This is a genomic window from Microbacterium capsulatum, from assembly GCF_030865425.1.
Classification (GTDB): domain Bacteria; phylum Actinomycetota; class Actinomycetes; order Actinomycetales; family Microbacteriaceae; genus Microbacterium; species Microbacterium capsulatum.
The window spans coordinates 597,774-615,237 of record NZ_JAVFCB010000001.1 but is presented as its reverse complement, the minus strand read 5'-3'; the positions used below and the strand labels follow the sequence as shown (position 1 = coordinate 615,237).

Annotated in this window: 17 protein-coding genes and 1 tRNA gene; 12 read left to right on the top strand and 6 right to left on the bottom strand. The window is 70.4% G+C overall.

Annotated elements, in window-relative coordinates; all coding sequences use genetic code 11:
- Positions 1–93: 93 nt before the first annotated feature.
- A complete protein-coding gene (locus RBR11_RS02895; protein WP_308487778.1) occupies positions 94–1,260 on the top strand; it encodes an IS481 family transposase in 1,167 nt (388 codons plus the stop codon).
- A 53-nt stretch (positions 1,261–1,313) separates the two neighbouring features.
- Here RBR11_RS02895 and RBR11_RS02890 read toward each other — a convergent pair.
- A tRNA-Leu gene (locus RBR11_RS02890) sits at positions 1,314–1,398 on the bottom strand.
- 109 nt (positions 1,399–1,507) lie between these two features.
- Between RBR11_RS02890 and RBR11_RS02885 the strand changes: the two genes are divergently transcribed.
- Together RBR11_RS02885 and RBR11_RS02880 are read left to right on the top strand one after the other, a co-directional pair.
- Entirely contained in the window at positions 1,508–2,809 is a 1,302-nt protein-coding gene (locus tag RBR11_RS02885; RefSeq protein ID WP_308487777.1) for a M20/M25/M40 family metallo-hydrolase, read from the top strand.
- 65 nt (positions 2,810–2,874) lie between these two features.
- A complete protein-coding gene (locus RBR11_RS02880) occupies positions 2,875–3,699 on the top strand; it encodes an undecaprenyl-diphosphate phosphatase (RefSeq protein WP_308487776.1) in 825 nt (274 codons plus the stop codon).
- Positions 3,700–3,744: 45 nt separating this feature from the next.
- On the opposite strand, the gene RBR11_RS02875 is transcribed toward RBR11_RS02880, so the two are convergent.
- Positions 3,745–4,614 carry a PAC2 family protein gene (locus RBR11_RS02875; RefSeq protein WP_308487775.1) on the bottom strand — a complete coding sequence of 290 codons (870 nt, stop codon included), beginning with the start codon at positions 4,612–4,614 and terminating at the stop codon, positions 3,745–3,747.
- A 93-nt stretch (positions 4,615–4,707) separates the two neighbouring features.
- Between RBR11_RS02875 and RBR11_RS02870 the strand changes: the two genes are divergently transcribed.
- From RBR11_RS02870 to lnt, 9 genes are read left to right on the top strand one after another with little or no spacing between them, the layout of a single operon-like run.
- The gene (locus RBR11_RS02870; protein ID WP_373889759.1) at positions 4,708–5,394 is read left to right on the top strand and encodes an HAD family hydrolase; all 687 of its coding nucleotides are present in this window, start codon (positions 4,708–4,710) and stop codon (positions 5,392–5,394) included.
- On the top strand, positions 5,391–6,422 hold the full coding sequence (locus RBR11_RS02865; protein ID WP_373889758.1) for a tRNA (adenine-N1)-methyltransferase: 1,032 nt from the start codon (positions 5,391–5,393) through the stop codon (positions 6,420–6,422). The genes RBR11_RS02870 and RBR11_RS02865 overlap by 4 nt, the downstream gene beginning before the upstream one ends.
- Positions 6,423–6,432: 10 nt before the next feature.
- A complete protein-coding gene (locus RBR11_RS02860) occupies positions 6,433–7,401 on the top strand; it encodes an FKBP-type peptidyl-prolyl cis-trans isomerase (RefSeq protein WP_308487774.1) in 969 nt (322 codons plus the stop codon).
- A complete protein-coding gene (locus RBR11_RS02855; RefSeq protein WP_308487773.1) occupies positions 7,402–8,394 on the top strand; it encodes a helix-turn-helix transcriptional regulator in 993 nt (330 codons plus the stop codon).
- Complete coding sequence (locus tag RBR11_RS02850; RefSeq protein WP_308487772.1) at positions 8,394–9,371, top strand: helix-turn-helix transcriptional regulator; 978 nt, start codon at positions 8,394–8,396, stop codon at positions 9,369–9,371. Before RBR11_RS02855 ends, RBR11_RS02850 begins: the two co-directional genes overlap by 1 nt.
- Positions 9,372–9,413: 42 nt before the next feature.
- On the top strand, positions 9,414–9,659 hold the full coding sequence (tatA, locus tag RBR11_RS02845; RefSeq protein ID WP_308487771.1) for a twin-arginine translocase TatA/TatE family subunit: 246 nt from the start codon (positions 9,414–9,416) through the stop codon (positions 9,657–9,659).
- A 59-nt stretch (positions 9,660–9,718) separates the two neighbouring features.
- Positions 9,719–10,474 carry a twin-arginine translocase subunit TatC gene (gene tatC / locus RBR11_RS02840; RefSeq protein ID WP_308487803.1) on the top strand — a complete coding sequence of 252 codons (756 nt, stop codon included), beginning with the start codon at positions 9,719–9,721 and terminating at the stop codon, positions 10,472–10,474.
- The gene (locus RBR11_RS02835; RefSeq protein ID WP_308487770.1) at positions 10,471–12,945 is read left to right on the top strand and encodes a DEAD/DEAH box helicase; all 2,475 of its coding nucleotides are present in this window, start codon (positions 10,471–10,473) and stop codon (positions 12,943–12,945) included. The genes tatC and RBR11_RS02835 overlap by 4 nt, the downstream gene beginning before the upstream one ends.
- Positions 12,946–12,947: 2 nt before the next feature.
- Entirely contained in the window at positions 12,948–14,537 is a 1,590-nt protein-coding gene (lnt, locus tag RBR11_RS02830; RefSeq protein ID WP_308487769.1) for an apolipoprotein N-acyltransferase, read from the top strand.
- Here the strand turns inward: lnt and RBR11_RS02825 are convergent.
- From RBR11_RS02825 to RBR11_RS02810, 4 genes are all read right to left on the bottom strand, one after another.
- The gene (locus RBR11_RS02825; RefSeq protein ID WP_308487768.1) at positions 14,534–14,917 is read right to left on the bottom strand and encodes an RNA polymerase-binding protein RbpA; all 384 of its coding nucleotides are present in this window, start codon (positions 14,915–14,917) and stop codon (positions 14,534–14,536) included. The two genes, lnt and RBR11_RS02825, sit on opposite strands and share 4 nt — an antisense overlap.
- A 145-nt stretch (positions 14,918–15,062) precedes the next feature.
- Complete coding sequence (locus tag RBR11_RS02820; protein ID WP_308487767.1) at positions 15,063–15,845, bottom strand: glycerophosphodiester phosphodiesterase family protein; 783 nt, start codon at positions 15,843–15,845, stop codon at positions 15,063–15,065.
- Positions 15,842–16,855 carry an SPFH domain-containing protein gene (locus tag RBR11_RS02815; protein WP_308487766.1) on the bottom strand — a complete coding sequence of 338 codons (1,014 nt, stop codon included), beginning with the start codon at positions 16,853–16,855 and terminating at the stop codon, positions 15,842–15,844. Before RBR11_RS02815 ends, RBR11_RS02820 begins: the two co-directional genes overlap by 4 nt.
- Before the next feature lie 22 nt (positions 16,856–16,877).
- On the bottom strand, positions 16,878–17,354 hold the full coding sequence (locus RBR11_RS02810; protein ID WP_308487765.1) for an NfeD family protein: 477 nt from the start codon (positions 17,352–17,354) through the stop codon (positions 16,878–16,880).
- Positions 17,355–17,464 lie beyond the last annotated feature (110 nt).

The window sequence follows — 17,464 nt, the reverse complement described above, 5'->3', positions numbered from 1 at the left end:
GGTGTCTGGGTTCAGGACATCGTGAACGGCTGTCTCGGGACATCGTGAACGGCCCGCGCGTGTGGCGGCGGATGTCTCAGGACATCGTGAACGGTGGCCAAGTACGAAGTGCTGATCAAAGCCGTCACCGTCCAGAAGCTGTCCTACGGCGAGGTCGCCCGCCGTTACGGGGTCTCCAAGACCCTCGTGCATAAGCTGCACCACCGGTGGCTCGAGGAAGGAGACGGCGCGTTCGAGCCGAGATCGCGGCGCCCGCACGCCAGCCCGAACCGCACCGCCCCCACCGTGCGGGAGCGGATCCTCGCCCTGCGCGATCAGCTCGCCGCCGCTGGACTGGACAACGGCGCGGACACGATCGCGGAACTGCTCGCCCGGGAACGGGTCACCGTCTCCCGGGCAACGGTCTGGCGGATCCTCACCGCGGCCGGCCGGGTCAGCCCGCAGCCGCAGAAGCGGCCCCGCTCGTCCTGGCGCCGGTTCACCGCGGACCGCCCCAACGAGCTCTGGCAATCCGACTTCACCCACGTGACCCTCACCACCGGGCAAGAGGTCGAGGTCATCGGCTGGCTCGATGACCACTCCCGCTACCTGCTGCACCTGACCGCGCACCGCCGCGTCACCGGCCGCACCGTGACCGACACGTTCACCACCACCGCGACCGAACACGGCTACCCGGCCGCCACACTGACCGACAACGGCATGGTCTACACCACCCGCCTCGCCCGCGGCGGCCGAGGCCGCGGCGACGGCGGCGGGAACGGATTCGAGACCCTGCTCGCCACCCTGGGCATCACCCAGAAGAACGGGAAGCCGTTCAAACCCACCACGCAAGGCAAGATCGAAAGGTTCTGGCAGACGCTGAAGAAGCACCTCGCCACCCGACCAGCTCGGTCCCTGCTCGAGCTGCAGGCCACCCTCGACGCGTTCCGCGACCACTACAACCACGCCCGCCCACACCGCGCCATCGGCCGTCACACCCCCGCGTTCGCCTACCAGCTGATCCCGAAAGCGACCCCGACCGCGCCCGAGGACCCCGGCATCTGGCGCGTCCGCTACGACACCATCGACAACGACGGGAAGATCACCCTCCGCCACACCGGCCGCCTCTTGCACCTCGGCATCGGCAGAGCACACACCCGCGTCGAGATCATCTGCCTCGTCCACAACGACAACGCCACGATCATCGCCACGGCCACCGGCGAAATCCTCGCCGACTTCACCCTCGACCCCACCCGCAGCTACCAACGCAAAAACGGATGAACCCCCGAAACCGGGGGTTCATCCGTTCACGATGTCCTGAGACATCACAACCGTGCGCGAGGGGGGACTTGAACCCCCACGCCCTATGCGGGCACTAGCACCTCAAGCTAGCGCGTCTACCTATTCCGCCACCCGCGCTGGTGTTTTCGGCTGTTCCCAACCGAAGATCGAGATTAGCACGTTCCGGAGGGGTGCTCGAACCAGGGCGCACCTCGGGCGCGTCGCCGCCCTCCGATAGCCTGGGCTCATGCCCGACACCGATGCCGAACTGCCCGAGGTCGCCCGGATCGCCGCCGAGCTCATCCGCTTCGACACGTCGAACTTCGGCGGCGGCGACGCGCGGGGCGAGCGCGAGGCCGCCGAATACGTTGGCGCCTACCTGGAGTCGCTCGGACTCGAGCCCGAGTACTACGAGCCGATCCCGCGCCGCACCAACGTGATGGCCCGCGTGCGGGGACGCAACCGGGACAAGCCCGCCCTCGTCGTGCACGGCCATCTCGATGTCGTCCCGGCGATGGCCGACGACTGGTCGGTGGATCCGTTCGCGGGCGTCGTGCGCGACGGCATGCTCTGGGGCCGCGGCGCGGTCGACATGAAGAACATGGACGCGATGATCCTCACCTCGGTCGCGGAGATCCTCCGCGCGGGGGAGCAGCCCGAGCGCGATCTGATCCTGGCCTTCTTCGCCGACGAGGAGAACGGCGGCGTGGAGGGATCCGCGCTGGTCGTGCAGAACCGCCCCGAATGGTTCGCCGGGGCGACCGAGGCGATCAGCGAGGTCGGCGGCTACTCGATCCCCGTCGGAGACCGCCGTGCCTACCTGCTGCAGGTGGGTGAGAAGGCGCTCATGTGGATCCGGCTGGTCGCCCGCGGCCGCGCAGGGCACGGCAGCCGGTTCCACCCCGACAATGCGGTCACGAAGCTCGCCGAGGTCGTCGCGAAGATCGGCCGCACGCAGTGGCCGATCCGCCTGACCGACACCACGCGCGACTTCCTCGACCGGATGAGCGGGATCACCGGACTGCCGGTGGACGACCCTGACGCGCTCGTCGCCACGGCCGGCCCCGCGGAGGCGTTCCTGCGCTCGACCCTGCGCACGACCACGAACCCGACCGTGCTGCAGGCCGGATACAAGCACAACGTGATCCCCGAGCGTGCCGAGGCCCTCATCGACGTGCGCGTCATCCCGGGCATGGAGGACGAGGTGCTGGATCAGCTCCGCGCCCTCGTCGGCGAGGACGTCGAACTCGAGATGGTCGTGCAGGACATCGGCATGGAGACGCCGTTCGAGGGTTCCCTCGTCGACGCCATGGTCGCGGCCCTCGGCAGGCACGACCCCGGCGTCCCGGTGATCCCGTACCTGCTCGGCGCCGGCACCGACAACAAGGCGCTGAAGTGCCTGGGCATCACCGGCTACGGATTCGCGCCGCTGCGGCTGCCCGCCGATCTGGACTTCACCGGCATGTTCCACGGCATCGACGAGCGGGTCCCGGTGGAGTCGCTGGTGTTCGGCCAGCGGGTGCTCACCGATCTGCTGCGCACCTACTGACCGACGTTCCGACCGGCGTCCGCGCACCGAGCCCCTGCGGCCGGCGCACGACGCGAAAGCGATCCATGCACCTCCTCGAAGCCATCCTCCTCGGCATCGTGCAGGGACTCACCGAGTTCCTGCCGGTCTCGTCCAGCGCGCACCTGCGCATCGTCGGGGCGTTCCTGCCGCAGATCGAGGACCCCGGTGCCGAGTTCACCGCGATCACCCAGATCGGCACCGAGGCCGCGGTCGTGGTGTTCTTCTGGCGCGACATCGTGCGGATCGTGCGGCACTGGCTGCTCGCGCTGCGCGGACGGATCCCCCGGAACGACCCCGAAGCCCGGATGGGCTGGCTGATCATCATCGGCAGCATCCCGATCGTCGTGCTCGGGCTGGTCCTGAAGGACCAGATCGAGACCGTGTTCCGCGCGCTCTGGCTCGTCGCCGCGATGCTGATCGGGTTCGGCGTGCTGCTGGGCGTCGCGGACGCGATCGGCGCCCACCGGCGCCGGCTCGGGGATCTCACCCTCGGCCACGGCATCGTGTACGGGCTGGCGCAGTCGCTCGCCCTGATCCCCGGAGTGTCGCGCTCCGGGGGCACGATCACCGCGGGCCTGCTGCTCGGCTACGAGCGCGCGGCGGCCGCCCGGTACGCGTTCCTGCTCGCGATCCCCGCCGTGTTCGGATCCGGATTCTACGAACTGGTGAAGGGCATCGGCGCGCCCGGCGTGTTCTCGCCGGGCGAGACGCTCGCGGCGACCGGGATCGCGTTCGTGGTCGGCCTCGGCGTGATCGCCTTCTTCATGCGCTGGATCTCGCAGCGCAGCTTCCTGCCGTTCGTCGTCTACCGGATCCTGCTCGGCATCGCGCTGCTGATCCTGCTGGGCACGGGCGTTCTCAAGGGTTGACGGGCACCCCTCAGCGGGCGGCGGTCGCCCGACGCCCGGCGGCGCTCAGCGCTTGTGGTCGCCCGGACCCGGCTTGTGGTCGCCCGGACCCTCGCCGTTGCGCCGGAAGAACCGCTCGAAGGCCTGCGCGATCGCCTCGCCGGACGCGTCCGGGGACTCCCACGTGTCGCGCTTGGTCTCCAGCTGCTCGATGTAGGCGGCCATCTCCTCGTCCTCCGCGGCGGCGGCGTCGATCGTCGCCTCCCACATCGCCGCCTCGGTCGCGAGCTGACCGCGGGGCACGTCGACCCCGGTCACCTCGTGCAGCCGGTCCAGCAGCGCCAGCGTGGCCTTCGGGGAGGAGCCGCCGGTCTGCACGTAGTGCGGCACGTTCGCCCACAGCGACAGGGCCGGGATCCCCGCCTGCTCGGCGGCGTGCTCGAGCGCGGAGAGGATCCCGATCGGGCCCTCGTACGTGGAGCGCTCGATCCCCAGCGCCTCGCGCACCTCGGCGTTCTCGCTCGACGCGAAGATCGAGATCGGCCGGGTGTGCGGCACGTCCGAGAGCATCGCGCCGAGCGTCACGAACCCGGTGATGTCCTCGGTGAGCGCGACGTCGATGAACTCGGCGCTGAACGCCTGCCAGGCGCGCGCGGGCTCGGTCCCGGTGAGCAGCCAGAGCCGCGGCTCGGCCTGCTCGTCGGTCGGACGGAGCATGCGCGCCTCGGGCCAGCGCAGGCTGCGGGTGCCGTCGGTCGACCGCTTCAGCGTCGGTCGCGCCCACTGGTAGTCGAAGTACAGCTCGGGGTCGACGGCGTGCACCACGTCGTAGCCGTGGCCGGCGTCGATCTGACCGACGGCGGCGGTCGCGGCCTCTCCTGCGTCGTTCCACCCGTCGAAGGCGGCGACGACGATCCGGGATCCGAGTACCTGCACGACATTCCTCTCGGCCCGCGATCCACTCCGCGGGCTCCGTCCAGGGTAGCCCCCGCCGGCGGAACGGGCGCGGGCGATCGCTACGATGGAGCAGTGACACAGCACCCTCATGCGGTCCTCTGGGACATGGACGGAACCCTCGTCAACACCGAGCCCTACTGGATGGACGCCGAGACCGACCTCATCGAGTCCTTCGGCGGCACCTGGTCGCACGAGCAGGCGCTGGAGCTCGTCGGCAACGGGCTGATCGACAGCGCCATCGTGCTCCAGGGCGCGGGGGTGCGGATGGGCGCGGTCGAGATCGTCGACGAGCTCACCGAGCGCGTCAGGGTGCGTCTGCAGAAGGACGGCGTCCCGTTCCGTCCCGGCGCCCGGGAGATGCTGCGGGGCCTGCGGGACGCGGGGATCCGCACCGGGCTCGTGACGATGTCGCTGCGGCGCATGGCCGAGGACATCGTCGACCTGATCGGATTCGACGCCTTCGACGTGATCGTCGGCGGCGACGACGTCGAGCGCCCCAAACCGTTCCCCGACCCGTACCTCAGGGCGGCCGAACTCCTCGGCGTCGACATCGCCGACACGATCGCGCTGGAGGACTCCCGCACCGGACTCCAGGCTGCGGTCGCCTCGCAGGCGGTCGCGATCGGGGTGCCGCATCTGGTGGACCTGGACGGCGTCGGCGCCGACGCGATCTGGGACACCTTCGAGGGGCGCACCGTGGACGACCTCTTCGCCGAGTTCGGCCGTGCCCGCAGCTGCCGGGCGGGGGCCGCATCGTGACCTCGCAGCGGCCGAGCGGGCCGTTCCGCGAGGGCGACCGCGTGCAGCTGACCGGCCCGAAGGGCCGCATGCACACGATCACGCTGCGCGCCGAGGGCGAGCTGCACACCCACCACGGCGTGCTCTTCCACCGCGACCTGATCGGGCTCCCCGACGGATCCGTCGTGGCCAACAGCTCGGGCAACGAGTACCTGGCGCTGCGTCCGCTGCTGCGCGACTTCGTCATGTCGATGCCGCGCGGAGCCGCGATCGTCTACCCGAAGGACGCCGCGCAGATCGTCACGCAGGCCGACGTGTTCCCCGGGGCGACCGTGGTCGAGGCGGGGGTGGGGTCCGGCGCGCTGTCGCTCTCCCTGCTCCGCGCGATCGGGCCGACCGGGCGGCTGGTGTCGTTCGAGCGCCGCGACGATTTCGCCGAGGTCGCGACCGCCAACGTCGAGACGTTCCTCGGCGAACTGCCCGACTCCTGGCGCGTCGTCGTCGGCGACCTGCAGGAGGCGCTGCCGGGCGAGTTCGCCGCGGGAACGGTCGACCGGGTCGTGCTGGACATGCTGGCGCCGTGGGAATGCATCGACGTGGTCGCGGAGGCCCTCGCCCCCGGTGGTGTGGTGCTCTGCTACGTCGCGACGGCCACCCAGCTCTCCCGTGTGGCCGAGTACGTCCGCGGGACCGGGCTGTTCACCGACCCCGAGGCCTCGGAGACGATGGTGCGCGGCTGGCACGTCGAGGGACTCGCCGTCCGGCCGGATCACCGCATGGTCGCGCACACGGGATTCCTGATCACCGCACGCAGGCTCGCCCCCGGCGCGATCCCGCCCGACGTCAAACGCCGTGCCGCGAAGAAGCCGACCTACGGCGACGAGGACGTCGAGCTGTGGACTCCGGGCGCCGTGGGGGACCGGGAGATCACCGACAAGAACCTGCGCAAGCGGGTCCGAGAGGCCCAGCGTGCGGCGGGTGGAGCCCGGCTGGCCGCATCCGGTGACGCGGCGCCGGGGGCGGACGGAGCATCGGATCCATCCGCATAGACTGGAGCGCGTGCGTAAGACTGCCGCTGCTCTGATCACCCTCGGCCTCGCCGCCCTCGCGCTGACGGGCTGCTCCGGTGCCCCGTCGTTCGACGGCAAGGGCTGCCCGTCGAGCTCTTCGAGACTCACCGGATCGGTGACGGTCACGGGCGCGGTCGGGAAGGCTCCGACTGTGACCGTCGACACGCCCATGCACGTGCAGAGCACCACGGTCGACGTGCTGACCGCCGGCAAGGGGACGCGGATCACGGCGCAGCACCAGCCTCTCGTCGCCGACGTGGCGCTGTACAGCGGCCGGACCGGCAAGCAGCTCGTCGCGACCGAGTTCAACGGCGACACCTCCCGCGTCGGCGATGTCGCGAGCTGGGCGTCGCAGGCGAAGGGCATCGGCACGGCGCTGCAGTGCGCCACCGCGGGTTCGCGGATCATCGCGGGCATCCCGTTCGGCGACCTCTCCTCGCAGCTCGCCAGTGGCCTGAACCTGACCTCCGGCGACTCCGTCGTCGCGGTCGTCGACGTGCTCAAGGTCTACCTCCCGCACGCCGAGGGCTCGCTCGAGTACAACGACGCGCTGGGCCTGCCGACCGTGGTGCGCGCTCCCGACGGCCGCCCCGGCATCATCGTTCCCGACGCGAAGAAGCCGACGACCCTCGTCGCGCAGACCCTCATCCGCGGCAACGGTCCGAAGGTCAAGGACACCGACACCGTCCGCGTGCAGTACACCGGTGTGGACTGGGACACCCGCAAGGTCTTCGACTCCTCGTGGGACAAGCAGTCCGCGAGCTTCGCGCTGAACCAGGTCATCCCCGGGTTCGCCAAGGGCCTGACCGGCAAGACCGTGGGATCGCAGGTGATGCTCGTGGTGCCGCCCAAGGACGGCTACGGCGCGCAGGGCGGCGGTTCGGTCGGCCCGAACGCCACCCTCGTCTTCGTCGTCGACATCCTCGGCATCGACGCGCCCGCGGCCTCAGGACAGTAGATGGCAGCGCGGATCCCTGCGGAGGAGCGCCTGACGAATCTCGTCGTGGCGCTCATGGCCACGGAGATCGGCCTGACCAAGCAGCAGATCCTCGCGTCGGTGTCCGGATACCGGCAGCGCGGCGACGCGAAGCCGGATGCGCTGGAGAAGATGTTCGAGCGCGACAAGGACGAGCTGCGCGCGCTCGGCATCCCGATCGAGACGCTCGGAGACCACGCGGATCCGAACGACCTGCGTGAGGCGCGCTATCGCATTCCGAAAGCGGAATACGACCTGCCCGTCGACATCGACTTCACCCCCGCCGAACTCGCGGTGCTCCGCCTCGCCGGCAGCGTGTGGAGCGAGGAGTCGCTCTCGAACGACGCCCAGGCGGGCGTGCGCAAGATCCGCGCGCTCGGGATCGACGTGGACGAGCCGATCATCGGCTTCGCCCCCCGGATCACCGCCCGCGACGCGGCGTTCGCCCCCCTGCAGAGCGCGATCGAGCGCAGCACCGCCGTGGCCTTCGACTACCTGAAGCCGGGGGAGGAGGCGCCGCGCCGCCGCCATGTGCAGCCGCTCGCGCTGGTCGAGTACGAGGCGCGCTGGCACGTGTTCGGGCGGGATGTGGACGCCCACGGCGATCGCATGTTCCTGCTCACGCGCATCGTCGGCGACGTCGCCGTCACGAACGACGCGTTCCCCGCCGAGCTCCGCGAGGGCGCCGGTGAACGGGCCCTCGCGAGCCTCGAGGCGGTCGCTGCCGCGCACTCGGCTCTGCTCGAGGTCACCCCCGGCACGGAGGCCGCGCTCCGTCTCGGCCGCCGAGCCCACCCTGCGGTGCAGGGGATCCGGCTGCCGTACGTGGACCTGCACATCCTCGCCGACGAGCTCGCCTCATACGGACCCGAGGTCCGGGTGGTCGAGCCGGAACTGCTCCGCGACGCCGTGATCGCGCGGCTGCGGGCCGCGGCGGCGATGCACGCCGAGCCGCTCGCGACGGGCGGTGCCTGATGGCCGATCGCAAGCCGCTGCTGTCCTCGGACCGGGTGCGCGCCTACCTCACCCTCGTGCCGTACCTGCTCGAGCGCGGCGAGGTCTCGCTGGCCGAGGCGGCCGCCGAGTTCGACATGACCGTGCCGCAGATGCGCGCCATGGTCGAGAAGCTCACCGTCATCGGCCTGCCCGGTGACGAGGGCTACTGGCAGCCGCCGCAGGAGCTGTTCGACATCAACTGGGACCTGCTCGACGAGCAGGGCATCATCGAGATCACGAACGACGTGGGCCTGCGCCGGGTGCCGAAGTTCACCGCACGCGAGGCCGCGGCCCTCGTCGCGGGGCTGCAGCTCGCCTCCGCCGTGCCCGGCGTCGCCGACTCCGGCGTGGTCCAGGGACTCATCGCCAAACTCTCTCGCGGCGCGGCGGGCCTGCCCGCCGACGTGATCGTGGCGCCCGAGCCCGTGGACGAGGTGCGCACCCTCGTCGCCACCGCGCTGCAGGAGCACGTCGCCGTCTCGTTCACCTATCGCGCGCCGGACGCCGAGCCGACGACCCGCACCGTGGACCCGGTCACGGTGCTCATCACGAACGGCCAGTGGTACCTGCAGGGGTGGTGCCACCTGCGTCGCGCGATGCGCACCTTCCACCTGGACCGCGTGAGCGCCCCGCGCCTCACCGAGATCCCGATCGAGCACGGCGACGAGCCGGTGCCCGAGCTGTTCGCGGGCGACGGCGAGAGCGGCGAGGCGGTCATCCGGTTCCCGGAGAACCTGGCGCCGCTGCTGCGCGACTATCTCAGCCGGGCCGAGGCGCACGCGGACGACGGCGTCGTGACCGCGACCCTGCGCGTCGGCGACCCGCTCAGCCTGAAGCGCCTCGCCTCGCGGTTCGGCGGGGCGGTGGAGATCCTCGAGCCCGCCGCGGCCCGGGGCGCCGCAAGGGACTGGGCGCGCGCTGGGATTGCGCTGTACAGCGAACAAACCGCCCTATAGTGACGATAGACTTGCCGGAACTTCAACCTTCAGGAGATCACCATGTTCGCCGGACTGTCCGGATGGCACCTGCTCATCCTCCTCGCCATCGTTCTTCTGATCTTCGGTGCCGCCAAGCTCCCCGCGCTCGCCAAGAGCATGGGTCAGTCCGCCCGTGTCTTCAAGGGCGAGATGAACGCGATGAAGGACGAGGACGCAGCGCGCAAGAACGGCGAGAACGGGAAGCTCGACAGCAAGGCTGACGACACCACCCCGCCGTCGCCGCGCGACGACGACTCTTCGCGCTGATAGGCGTGGCCCGGGACTCCTCCGCGACGCCGAAGCAGAAGCCGAGTCGCGACCGCACGATGTCCCTCGGGGGACACCTGCTGGAGTTGCGCCGACGTCTCGTGATCGCCGCACTGGCGCTGGTGATCGCGATGGTGGTCGCGTTCCTGATCACGGATCCGATCATCAGCTTCATCACCGACCCGATCCGTCAGGTGGCGAAGGCACGCGGTGACGACTTCGCGGCGCTGAACTTCGGCACGGTGACCGCGGCGTTCGACATGCGCATGCGGATCGCCTTCGCGATCGGCATCTTCCTCTCCGCGCCCGTGTGGCTCTGGCAGATCTGGGCGTTCATCATGCCCGGCCTGACCAGGAAGGAGATCAAGTACACGCTCGGCTTCGTCGGAGCAGCGGTGCCGCTGTTCTTCGCCGGCTGCTACGTGGGCGTGCTCGTGATGCCCCACATCATCGAGTTGATGTGGGGGTTCACGCCCAAGGGCGCCGTGAACTTCTACGCCGCGCAGGACTACTACGACTTCGTCTTCAAGCTGATGATCGTGATCGGCGTCTCGTTCATCATCCCGGTGTTCCTCGTCGCCCTGAACCTGGCCGGGATCATGTCCGGCCGGGGGATCCTGAAGGCCTGGCGCATCGCGGTCCTCATCGCCTGCGTGTTCGCCGCGCTGGCCACGCCCGCGGCCGACATCGTCAGCATGCTCCTGCTCGCCGGGATCCTCATCGTCCTGTTCTTCGCGGCGGCCTTCCTCTCCATGCTGTTCGACCGGCGCAAGCGCAAGCGCGACAAGGAGTTCCTCGAGGGGTCCGCGGTATGACCTCGCCGGCGGATCGCTACGCCGCCGCCCGCGCCGCTCAGGACTACCCCGCGACGTCCGCCTTCGCCGATTCCCAGCGCTTCCGGCTCGACCCGTTCCAGATCGAGGGCTGCCACGCGCTCGAGCGGGGCAACAGCGTGCTCGTCGCGGCGCCGACCGGCGCGGGCAAGACCATCGTCGGAGAGTTCGCGATCCACCTGGCGATGACCGCGCCCGGGGACAAGGCGTTCTACACGACGCCGATGAAGGCCCTGTCGAACCAGAAGTTCCGCGAACTCGTGGACGTGTACGGCGCCGACGAGGTGGGCCTGCTCACCGGCGACGTGAACATCAACGGATCCGCCCGCATCGTCGTGATGACGACCGAGGTGCTGCGGAACATGATCTACGCGGACTCGCGCGCTCTCGACGGCCTGCGCTACGTGATCATGGACGAGGTGCACTACCTCGCCGACCGGTTCCGGGGTGCGGTGTGGGAAGAGGTCATCATCCACCTCCCGCCGAGCGTGCGCCTCGTGTCGCTGAGCGCGACCGTGTCCAACGCCGAGGAGTTCGGCGACTGGCTCGACACCGTCCGCGGCGGGACCGAGGTGATCGTGTCGGAGGTCCGTCCGGTGCCTCTCGAGCAGCACGTTCTCGTCCGCGACGATCTGGTACCGCTCTTCGACGGCCGCTCCGGCATGGCGACGGCCCAGGTGAACCAGGAGCTGCTGCGGATCCGTTCCTTCGGCGGACAGAACTACGAGCGCAACCGCAGCGCGCAGGAGTACCGCAGCGCGCGTCACGCCGGGGCACAGGCGAAGCGCCCCCCGCGCGGTGGCAGGCGCCCCGTGCGCTCCGCGAACGTGCGCCGGATCGAGCGCCTGGACCGTCCGCAGGTGGTCGATCTGCTCGACCGGGCGAACCTGCTGCCGGCGATCTTCTTCATCTTCAGCCGGGTGGGCTGCGACGCGGCGGTGCAGCAGGTGCGCCGCTCCGGGCTGCGCCTCACCACGGCCGAGGAACGGCAGGAGATCCGCGCGATCGTCGAGGACCGGGTGCGCACCCTCCGCGACGAGGATCTCGCGGTGCTGGGCTACTGGGACTGGCTGGACAACCTCGAACGCGGCGTCGCCTCGCACCATGCCGGACTGCTCCCCGCCTTCAAGGAGATCGTCGAGGAGCTCTACCAGCAGCGGCTGCTCAAGGTCGTCTTCGCGACCGAGACGCTCGCGCTCGGCATCAACATGCCCGCCCGCACCGTCGTGCTGGAGCGGATGGAGAAGTTCAACGGCGAGGCGCGGGTCGCGATCACGTCGGGGGAGTACACCCAGCTCACCGGGCGCGCAGGGCGGCGTGGAATCGACGTCGAGGGTCACGCGGTCGTGCAGTGGACCGAGGGCATGGACCCGCAGGCCGTGGCGGCGCTCGCATCCCGGCGCACGTACCCGCTGAACTCGAGCTTCCGGCCCACCTACAACATGGCGGTCAACCTGCTCGACCGGTTCGGCCGCACCCGCTCCCGGGAGGTCCTGGAGTCGTCGTTCGCCCAGTTCCAGGCTGACCGCGCCGTCGTCGGTCTCGCCCGCAGCGTGCGCGAGGCGGAGACGTCGCTCGAGGGCTACCTCGCGTCGATGACCTGCGACCGCGGCGACTTCACGGAGTACTCCGGGATCCGCCGCGAGCTCAGCGACCTGGAGAAGAAGAACCGCGCCGACCAGCAGGCGCCGCGCGGCGTGCGGGACAAGCGGCTGCAGAAGATCGAGTCGCTGCGCCGCGCGATGCAGCGGCACGCCTGCCACCGCTGTCCCGACCGGGAGGCGCACGCGCGCTGGGCGGAGCGGTACTGGAAGCTCAAGCGCGAGACCGACCGCACCCGCCGTCAGATCGAGAACCGCACCGGCACCGTGGCGCGGGTGTTCGACCGCGTGCTCGACGTGCTCGCCGAGGTCGGCTACGTGCAGGGCGATGGCGAGACGCTGACCCTCACCGACGCCGGGCGCACGATGCAGCGGATCTACGGCGAGCGCGACCTCCTCGTCGCGGAGTCGCTGCGCCGCGGCCTCTGGGACGGTCTGGACGGCCCGTCGCTCGCCGCGATGGCCTGCGCCCTCGTCTACGAGCCGCGGCGCGACGACGGATCCGCGGATCCGCGCGATCTGCCGCGCGGGCGCTTCCGGATCGCGTGGGAGCGCACCCAGGAGTTGTGGGCGGAGCTCGACGACCTGGAGCACGACAACCGGCTGCCCGGCTCGGACCGTCCGTCCGCCGGGCTCGCCGGCGCGATGTACGCCTGGGCGCGCGGCATGACCCTCGATGCCGTCCTGGAGGACGCCGACATGGCCGCCGGCGACTTCGTGCGCTGGGCCAAGCAGACCATCGACCTGCTCGACCAGCTCTCGATCGTCGCACCGAGCGCGGAGACCGCCCGGACCGCGCGCACGGCCCTGGACGGGGTCCGCCGCGGCATCGTCGCCTACTCCTCGATGTGATCGTGGCGACGCGCACCGACGCGCCGGCTGAGACCCGCGCCACCCCGGATCCGACCCGCCCGCTGCTGCCGCTGTGGGCGGCCCTGATCGCGGCGGCTGCGGCCGGAGTGCTGCTGAACGCGGCGTTCCCGGAACCGGCCATCTGGATCGCGGCGTTCCCCGCGATCGCCCTGCTGCTGATCGCCCTGATCGGGCGGCGGGCGTGGTCGTCGCTGCTCGTCGGCTTCGTCTACGGCGCCGTGTTCTACCTGATCCTGGTGTCCTGGACGTCGCGCTATCTGGGGCCGATCCCGTGGCTCGCCCTGGGACTTCTCGAGGGTGTGCTCACGGCGCTGGCGTTGATCCCGGTGACCCTCGCGTACCGGTGGATCCCCGTGCTCATCCGCCCCGGGCGGCTGCGCACCGCGGTGCTCTCGGTCGTTCTCGCCGCGCTGTGGATCGGGCGCGAGCTGTTCCTCGGCAACTGGCCGTACGGCGGCTTCCCGTGGGCGCGCATCGCGCTGACCCTGTCGGACACCCCGGCCGCGCGGGTCACGAGCTGGATCGGGATCAGCGGCCTCGGTTTCGTGATGGTGCTGATCGTGGCCCTCCTCGTGGAGCTGTTCCGATCCGGTCGGCGACCCCGGCCCCTCGGCGCGGCGGTGCCGGTGCTGCTGGCCGTGGCGCTCGCCCTCCTGCCCGCCTTCCCGACGTCGCCGAACGGCACCCTGCGGATCGGAGCGGTGCAGGGGAACGGCCCGACCGGCTACTTCGATCGGCGTGCGCCGATGTCGGTCATCGCCGCGCAGACGGCCGCGTCCGAACCGCTGTACGGCAAGGGCATGGATCTTCTGGTGTGGCCGGAGGGAGGGCTCGACGGGGACCCGTTCCAGGACGACCTGCTCGCGAACGGTCTCGACGACGTGGCCGACGGCGTGCGCGCGCCGATCCTCGCGAACGCCGCGACGCAGAAGGGCGACGAGTTCTTCAACACGTCGTTCCTGTGGCCGGCCGGGTCGCACGGCCATCTGAGCCGCTCGGACGTGCAGACGCACTCGAAGCGTCATCCTGTGCCGTTCGGCGAGTACGTGCCCGACCGCGCGTTCTACAACGCGATCGCACCCGAGCTGATCGGGCTGATCGGCCGCGGGTACACCCCGGGTGACGACGCGCCGGTGATCCGGGTCGGCAGGATCCCGGTCGGGTTGGCGATCTGCTTCGACGTGATCTACGACGACCTGATCGCCGAAGGCATCGACGGGGGAGCTCAGGTGCTCGTCTTCCAGACGAACAACGCCGACTTCCGCGGCACCGCCGAGAACCTCCAGCAGCTCGCGGTCGCCCGTATGCGGGCCGTCGAGACGGGCCGCGCGGTCGTGAACATCTCAACGGTCGGCACGAGCCAGGTCATCCGCCCGGACGGATCCACGCAGGCGTCGCTGCACGAGAATCGCCCCGGTGCGATGCTCGAGGATGTCGGGCTCCGCACCGGGGCGACGGCGGGTGTGATCCTGGGACCGTGGATCGAACAGGCTCTGCTCTGGGGCGGCCTGCTCGTCGTCGCGGCCGCGGGCGTGATCGCCCGGATGCGACGGCGGGGATCGGGCGCTTAGGCGCCGATCCTCTCACGGGTCGGGTCCTCACCGGCGCCACGGCGGGCGCGGATGAAGGCGAGGCGCTCCTCGAGGAGCTCCTCCAGCTCGGCACGGGTGCGACGCTCCAGGAGCATGTCCCAGTGCGTACGAGCGGTCTTGTCGCTGTTGTCCTCGACCTCGACGGACTTGCCGTCGATCTGCAGGCGCGCCTCGGCACCGCAGTTGCGGCACTCCCAGGTGGCGGGCGGCTCCGCGTCGGCGGCGAACATCAGCGTGGTCACGTGGCCACAGGTGTCACAGGAGTAGGAGGTCTGCTGACGCTCCATGAAGACGACGCCCTCTTCGCTCTGCAGGCTCTGGGCGCCGAGTCGGATTCCTCGAAGGCTGCGATCTGCCATTGTGTGGTCCTCTCGTCGCCCTCAGGTATACCCGGCCCGGCTGTGCAGGAGGTGCGAGGGGAGGAAACAATCACGGCTTTCACAGTCGATCCCCAGGCGGGGGTCGAGCAGTGGCACTGAGTACCACCAGGGGTCGGACTGGGTATCAGTTCGGCTGCAGGGTGCGGATCGCGACGTCCGCGCGGTCGGTCACGATCCCGTCGGCTCCGGCCGCGATCAGGATCTGCATCCGCTCGGGGTCGTTGACCGTCCACACGTGCACCTCGACGCCCGCGCGATGCGTGGCGCGGACCAGGGCCGGCGTGAACACGCGGAGCACGCCGAACCGCTCCGGGATCTGCACCGCGTCGATGCCGCGGAGGATCCGTCGGACCCAGGCGCCCAGCCGCAGCGTGGACGCGACGAGCAGCAGGGCGATGGTCACCTGGCCGGCCGAGGAGGCGGGCAGCAGCTCGGCGCCGGCCGCCGCCGCGGCGTCGAGAGCGGCACGGCGGTTGCGGTCGTGGAAGCTCGTGAGCAGGACGCGCGCGCCGTGCGGCGCCACGGCCCGGCCGATGCCCGCCGCGGCGTCCTCCGCCTTCACATCGATGTTGAACCGGAGCAGGGGGAACGCGTCCAACGCGTGCGGGAGCGTGAGAAGTCCGCCGTGGTGGGAGAACAGCTCTTCGAGCTCCCGGGTCCCGACCTCCGCGACCGGCCGCGGGTCGCCGAGCAGCCGCTCGAGGGTCTCGTCGTGGAAGAGCACGACGTCGCCGTCCGCCGTGAGCCGGCAGTCGGTCTCGATGTACTGCGCGCCGGCGGCATCGGCCGCGGCGAGCGCGAGTGCCGAGTTGTCGAACACGGAGGAGTCCTCGCCCGCTGCAGCCGGGAGGCCGCGATGAGCGAGGACTCGTGGCGTCGCCGCGCCCTCGAGGTACGGGTGCGTCACACGTCTCCCGAGGGTGCGGCGGACGGGGGAGTGACGGCTGCGGCGGCGGCCGCGCGCGTCGTCGGCGCGGATCCGGAGGCGACCGGGGGCTTCGGGGTGAACGGCGTGGTGCCGCCTGCGCCGGGCGTGAAGGCGCCGGAGAAGTTCTTCAGCGCCTCGGTGAACTCGCTGGGGATGATCCACAGCTTGCTCGACGCGCTCTCGCTGATCCTCGGCAGCATCTGCAGGTACTGGTAGGCGAGCAGCTTGTCGTCCGGCTGACCCTGGTGGATGGCGTTGAAGACGTTCTGGATCGCCTCCGCCTCGCCCTCGGCGCGGAGCACCGCGGCCTGCTTCTCGCCCTCGGCGCGGAGGATCTCCGCCTGCCGCTGGCCCTCGGCCTCGAGGATCTGCGACTGCTTCGTGCCCTCGGCGGTGAGGATCGCGGCACGACGGTCGCGCTCGGCGCGCATCTGCTTCTCCATCGAGTCCTGGATGGACACGGGCGGGTCGATCGCCTTCAGCTCCACGCGCGACACCCGGATGCCCCACTTGCCGGTGGCCTCGTCGAGCACGATCCGCAGCTGGCCGTTGATGTTGTCGCGGCTGGTCAGCGCCTCCTCGAGGTTCAGGCCGCCGACGACGTTGCGGAGCGTGGTCGTGGTGAGCTGCTCCACCGCGCCGAGGTAGTTCGCGATCTCGTAGGTCGCGGCGCGCGCGTCGGTGACCTGGAAGTAGACGACCGTGTCGATCGACACGACGAGGTTGTCCTCGGTGATCACCGGCTGCGGCGGGAACGAGACGACCTGCTCGCGCATGTCGATGAGCGGACGGAGCCGGTCGACGAACGGCACCAGCAGGTTCAGACCCGGGGAGAGGGTCTTGTGGTACCGGCCGAGGCGTTCGACGATGCCCGCCGTCGCCTGCGGGATGATCCTGATCGATCGGGCGATCGTCACCAGCACGAAGATGATGATCGCGATCGCGAGGACCCACCCGATGGCGGCCGGGATGAAGGATGCGCTGTCCATGAAGGGCTGCTCCTGGTTCTTCCTAGTCGTGGACGGAACGGACGTATGCGGTGGCGCCCTCGATCCGCGCGACCGTCACGGGGGCGCCGGGGGCGAGGGGCGTGATGACGGGGGCGTCGGAGGCGATGCGGGCCGTCCAGGTGTCGCCGTTGCTGAGCTTCACCTGGCCGCTGATCGACGTGACCTCCAGGAGGACGACGCCGCGCAGGCCGATCAGGGCGTCGACGTTGGACCGGGTCTGGTCCTCGCCGCGGTGCAGGCGGCGCAGCAGGGGAGGGCGCAGGAGGAAGATGAGCAGCGCCGCGGCGACCGCGGCCACGATCGCCTGAGCCCAGACCGGCCATCCCGTGAGCACCGAGACGAGCCCCGCGGCGCAGCCGAGGCCGAGCATGAGGAACGTCATGTCCAGGGTGAAGATCTCGATCACGAAGAACAGGACCATGAGGACCAGCCAGCCGATCCAGGCCCAGTCCTGGAACACCTGCAGGATCGTAGTCATACCACCCTCCTTTCGGTCAACCTATCACGCAGCCGTGAAGCGCCGACCCGTCGCGCGCCCCGGAATCACGCGGATTGGTAGGGTGTTCAGGTCTCATCTCCGCGCCCCGC

What these genes read in the sequence shown, in the direction of transcription:
- RBR11_RS02835 (WP_308487770.1), top strand. Translation starts at nt 10,471, where the DNA reads ATGACCTCGCCGGCGGATCGCTACGCCGCCGCCCGCGCCGCTCAGGAC.
- tatC (WP_308487803.1), top strand. Translation starts at nt 9,719, where the DNA reads ATGTCCCTCGGGGGACACCTGCTGGAGTTGCGCCGACGTCTCGTGATC.
- RBR11_RS02810 (WP_308487765.1), bottom strand. Translation starts at nt 17,354, where the DNA reads ATGACTACGATCCTGCAGGTGTTCCAGGACTGGGCCTGGATCGGCTGG.
- RBR11_RS02885 (WP_308487777.1), top strand. Translation starts at nt 1,508, where the DNA reads ATGCCCGACACCGATGCCGAACTGCCCGAGGTCGCCCGGATCGCCGCC.
- tatA (WP_308487771.1), top strand. Translation starts at nt 9,414, where the DNA reads ATGTTCGCCGGACTGTCCGGATGGCACCTGCTCATCCTCCTCGCCATC.
- RBR11_RS02850 (WP_308487772.1), top strand. Translation starts at nt 8,394, where the DNA reads ATGGCCGATCGCAAGCCGCTGCTGTCCTCGGACCGGGTGCGCGCCTAC.
- RBR11_RS02815 (WP_308487766.1), bottom strand. Translation starts at nt 16,855, where the DNA reads ATGGACAGCGCATCCTTCATCCCGGCCGCCATCGGGTGGGTCCTCGCG.
- RBR11_RS02825 (WP_308487768.1), bottom strand. Translation starts at nt 14,917, where the DNA reads ATGGCAGATCGCAGCCTTCGAGGAATCCGACTCGGCGCCCAGAGCCTG.
- RBR11_RS02880 (WP_308487776.1), top strand. Translation starts at nt 2,875, where the DNA reads ATGCACCTCCTCGAAGCCATCCTCCTCGGCATCGTGCAGGGACTCACC.
- RBR11_RS02855 (WP_308487773.1), top strand. Translation starts at nt 7,402, where the DNA reads ATGGCAGCGCGGATCCCTGCGGAGGAGCGCCTGACGAATCTCGTCGTG.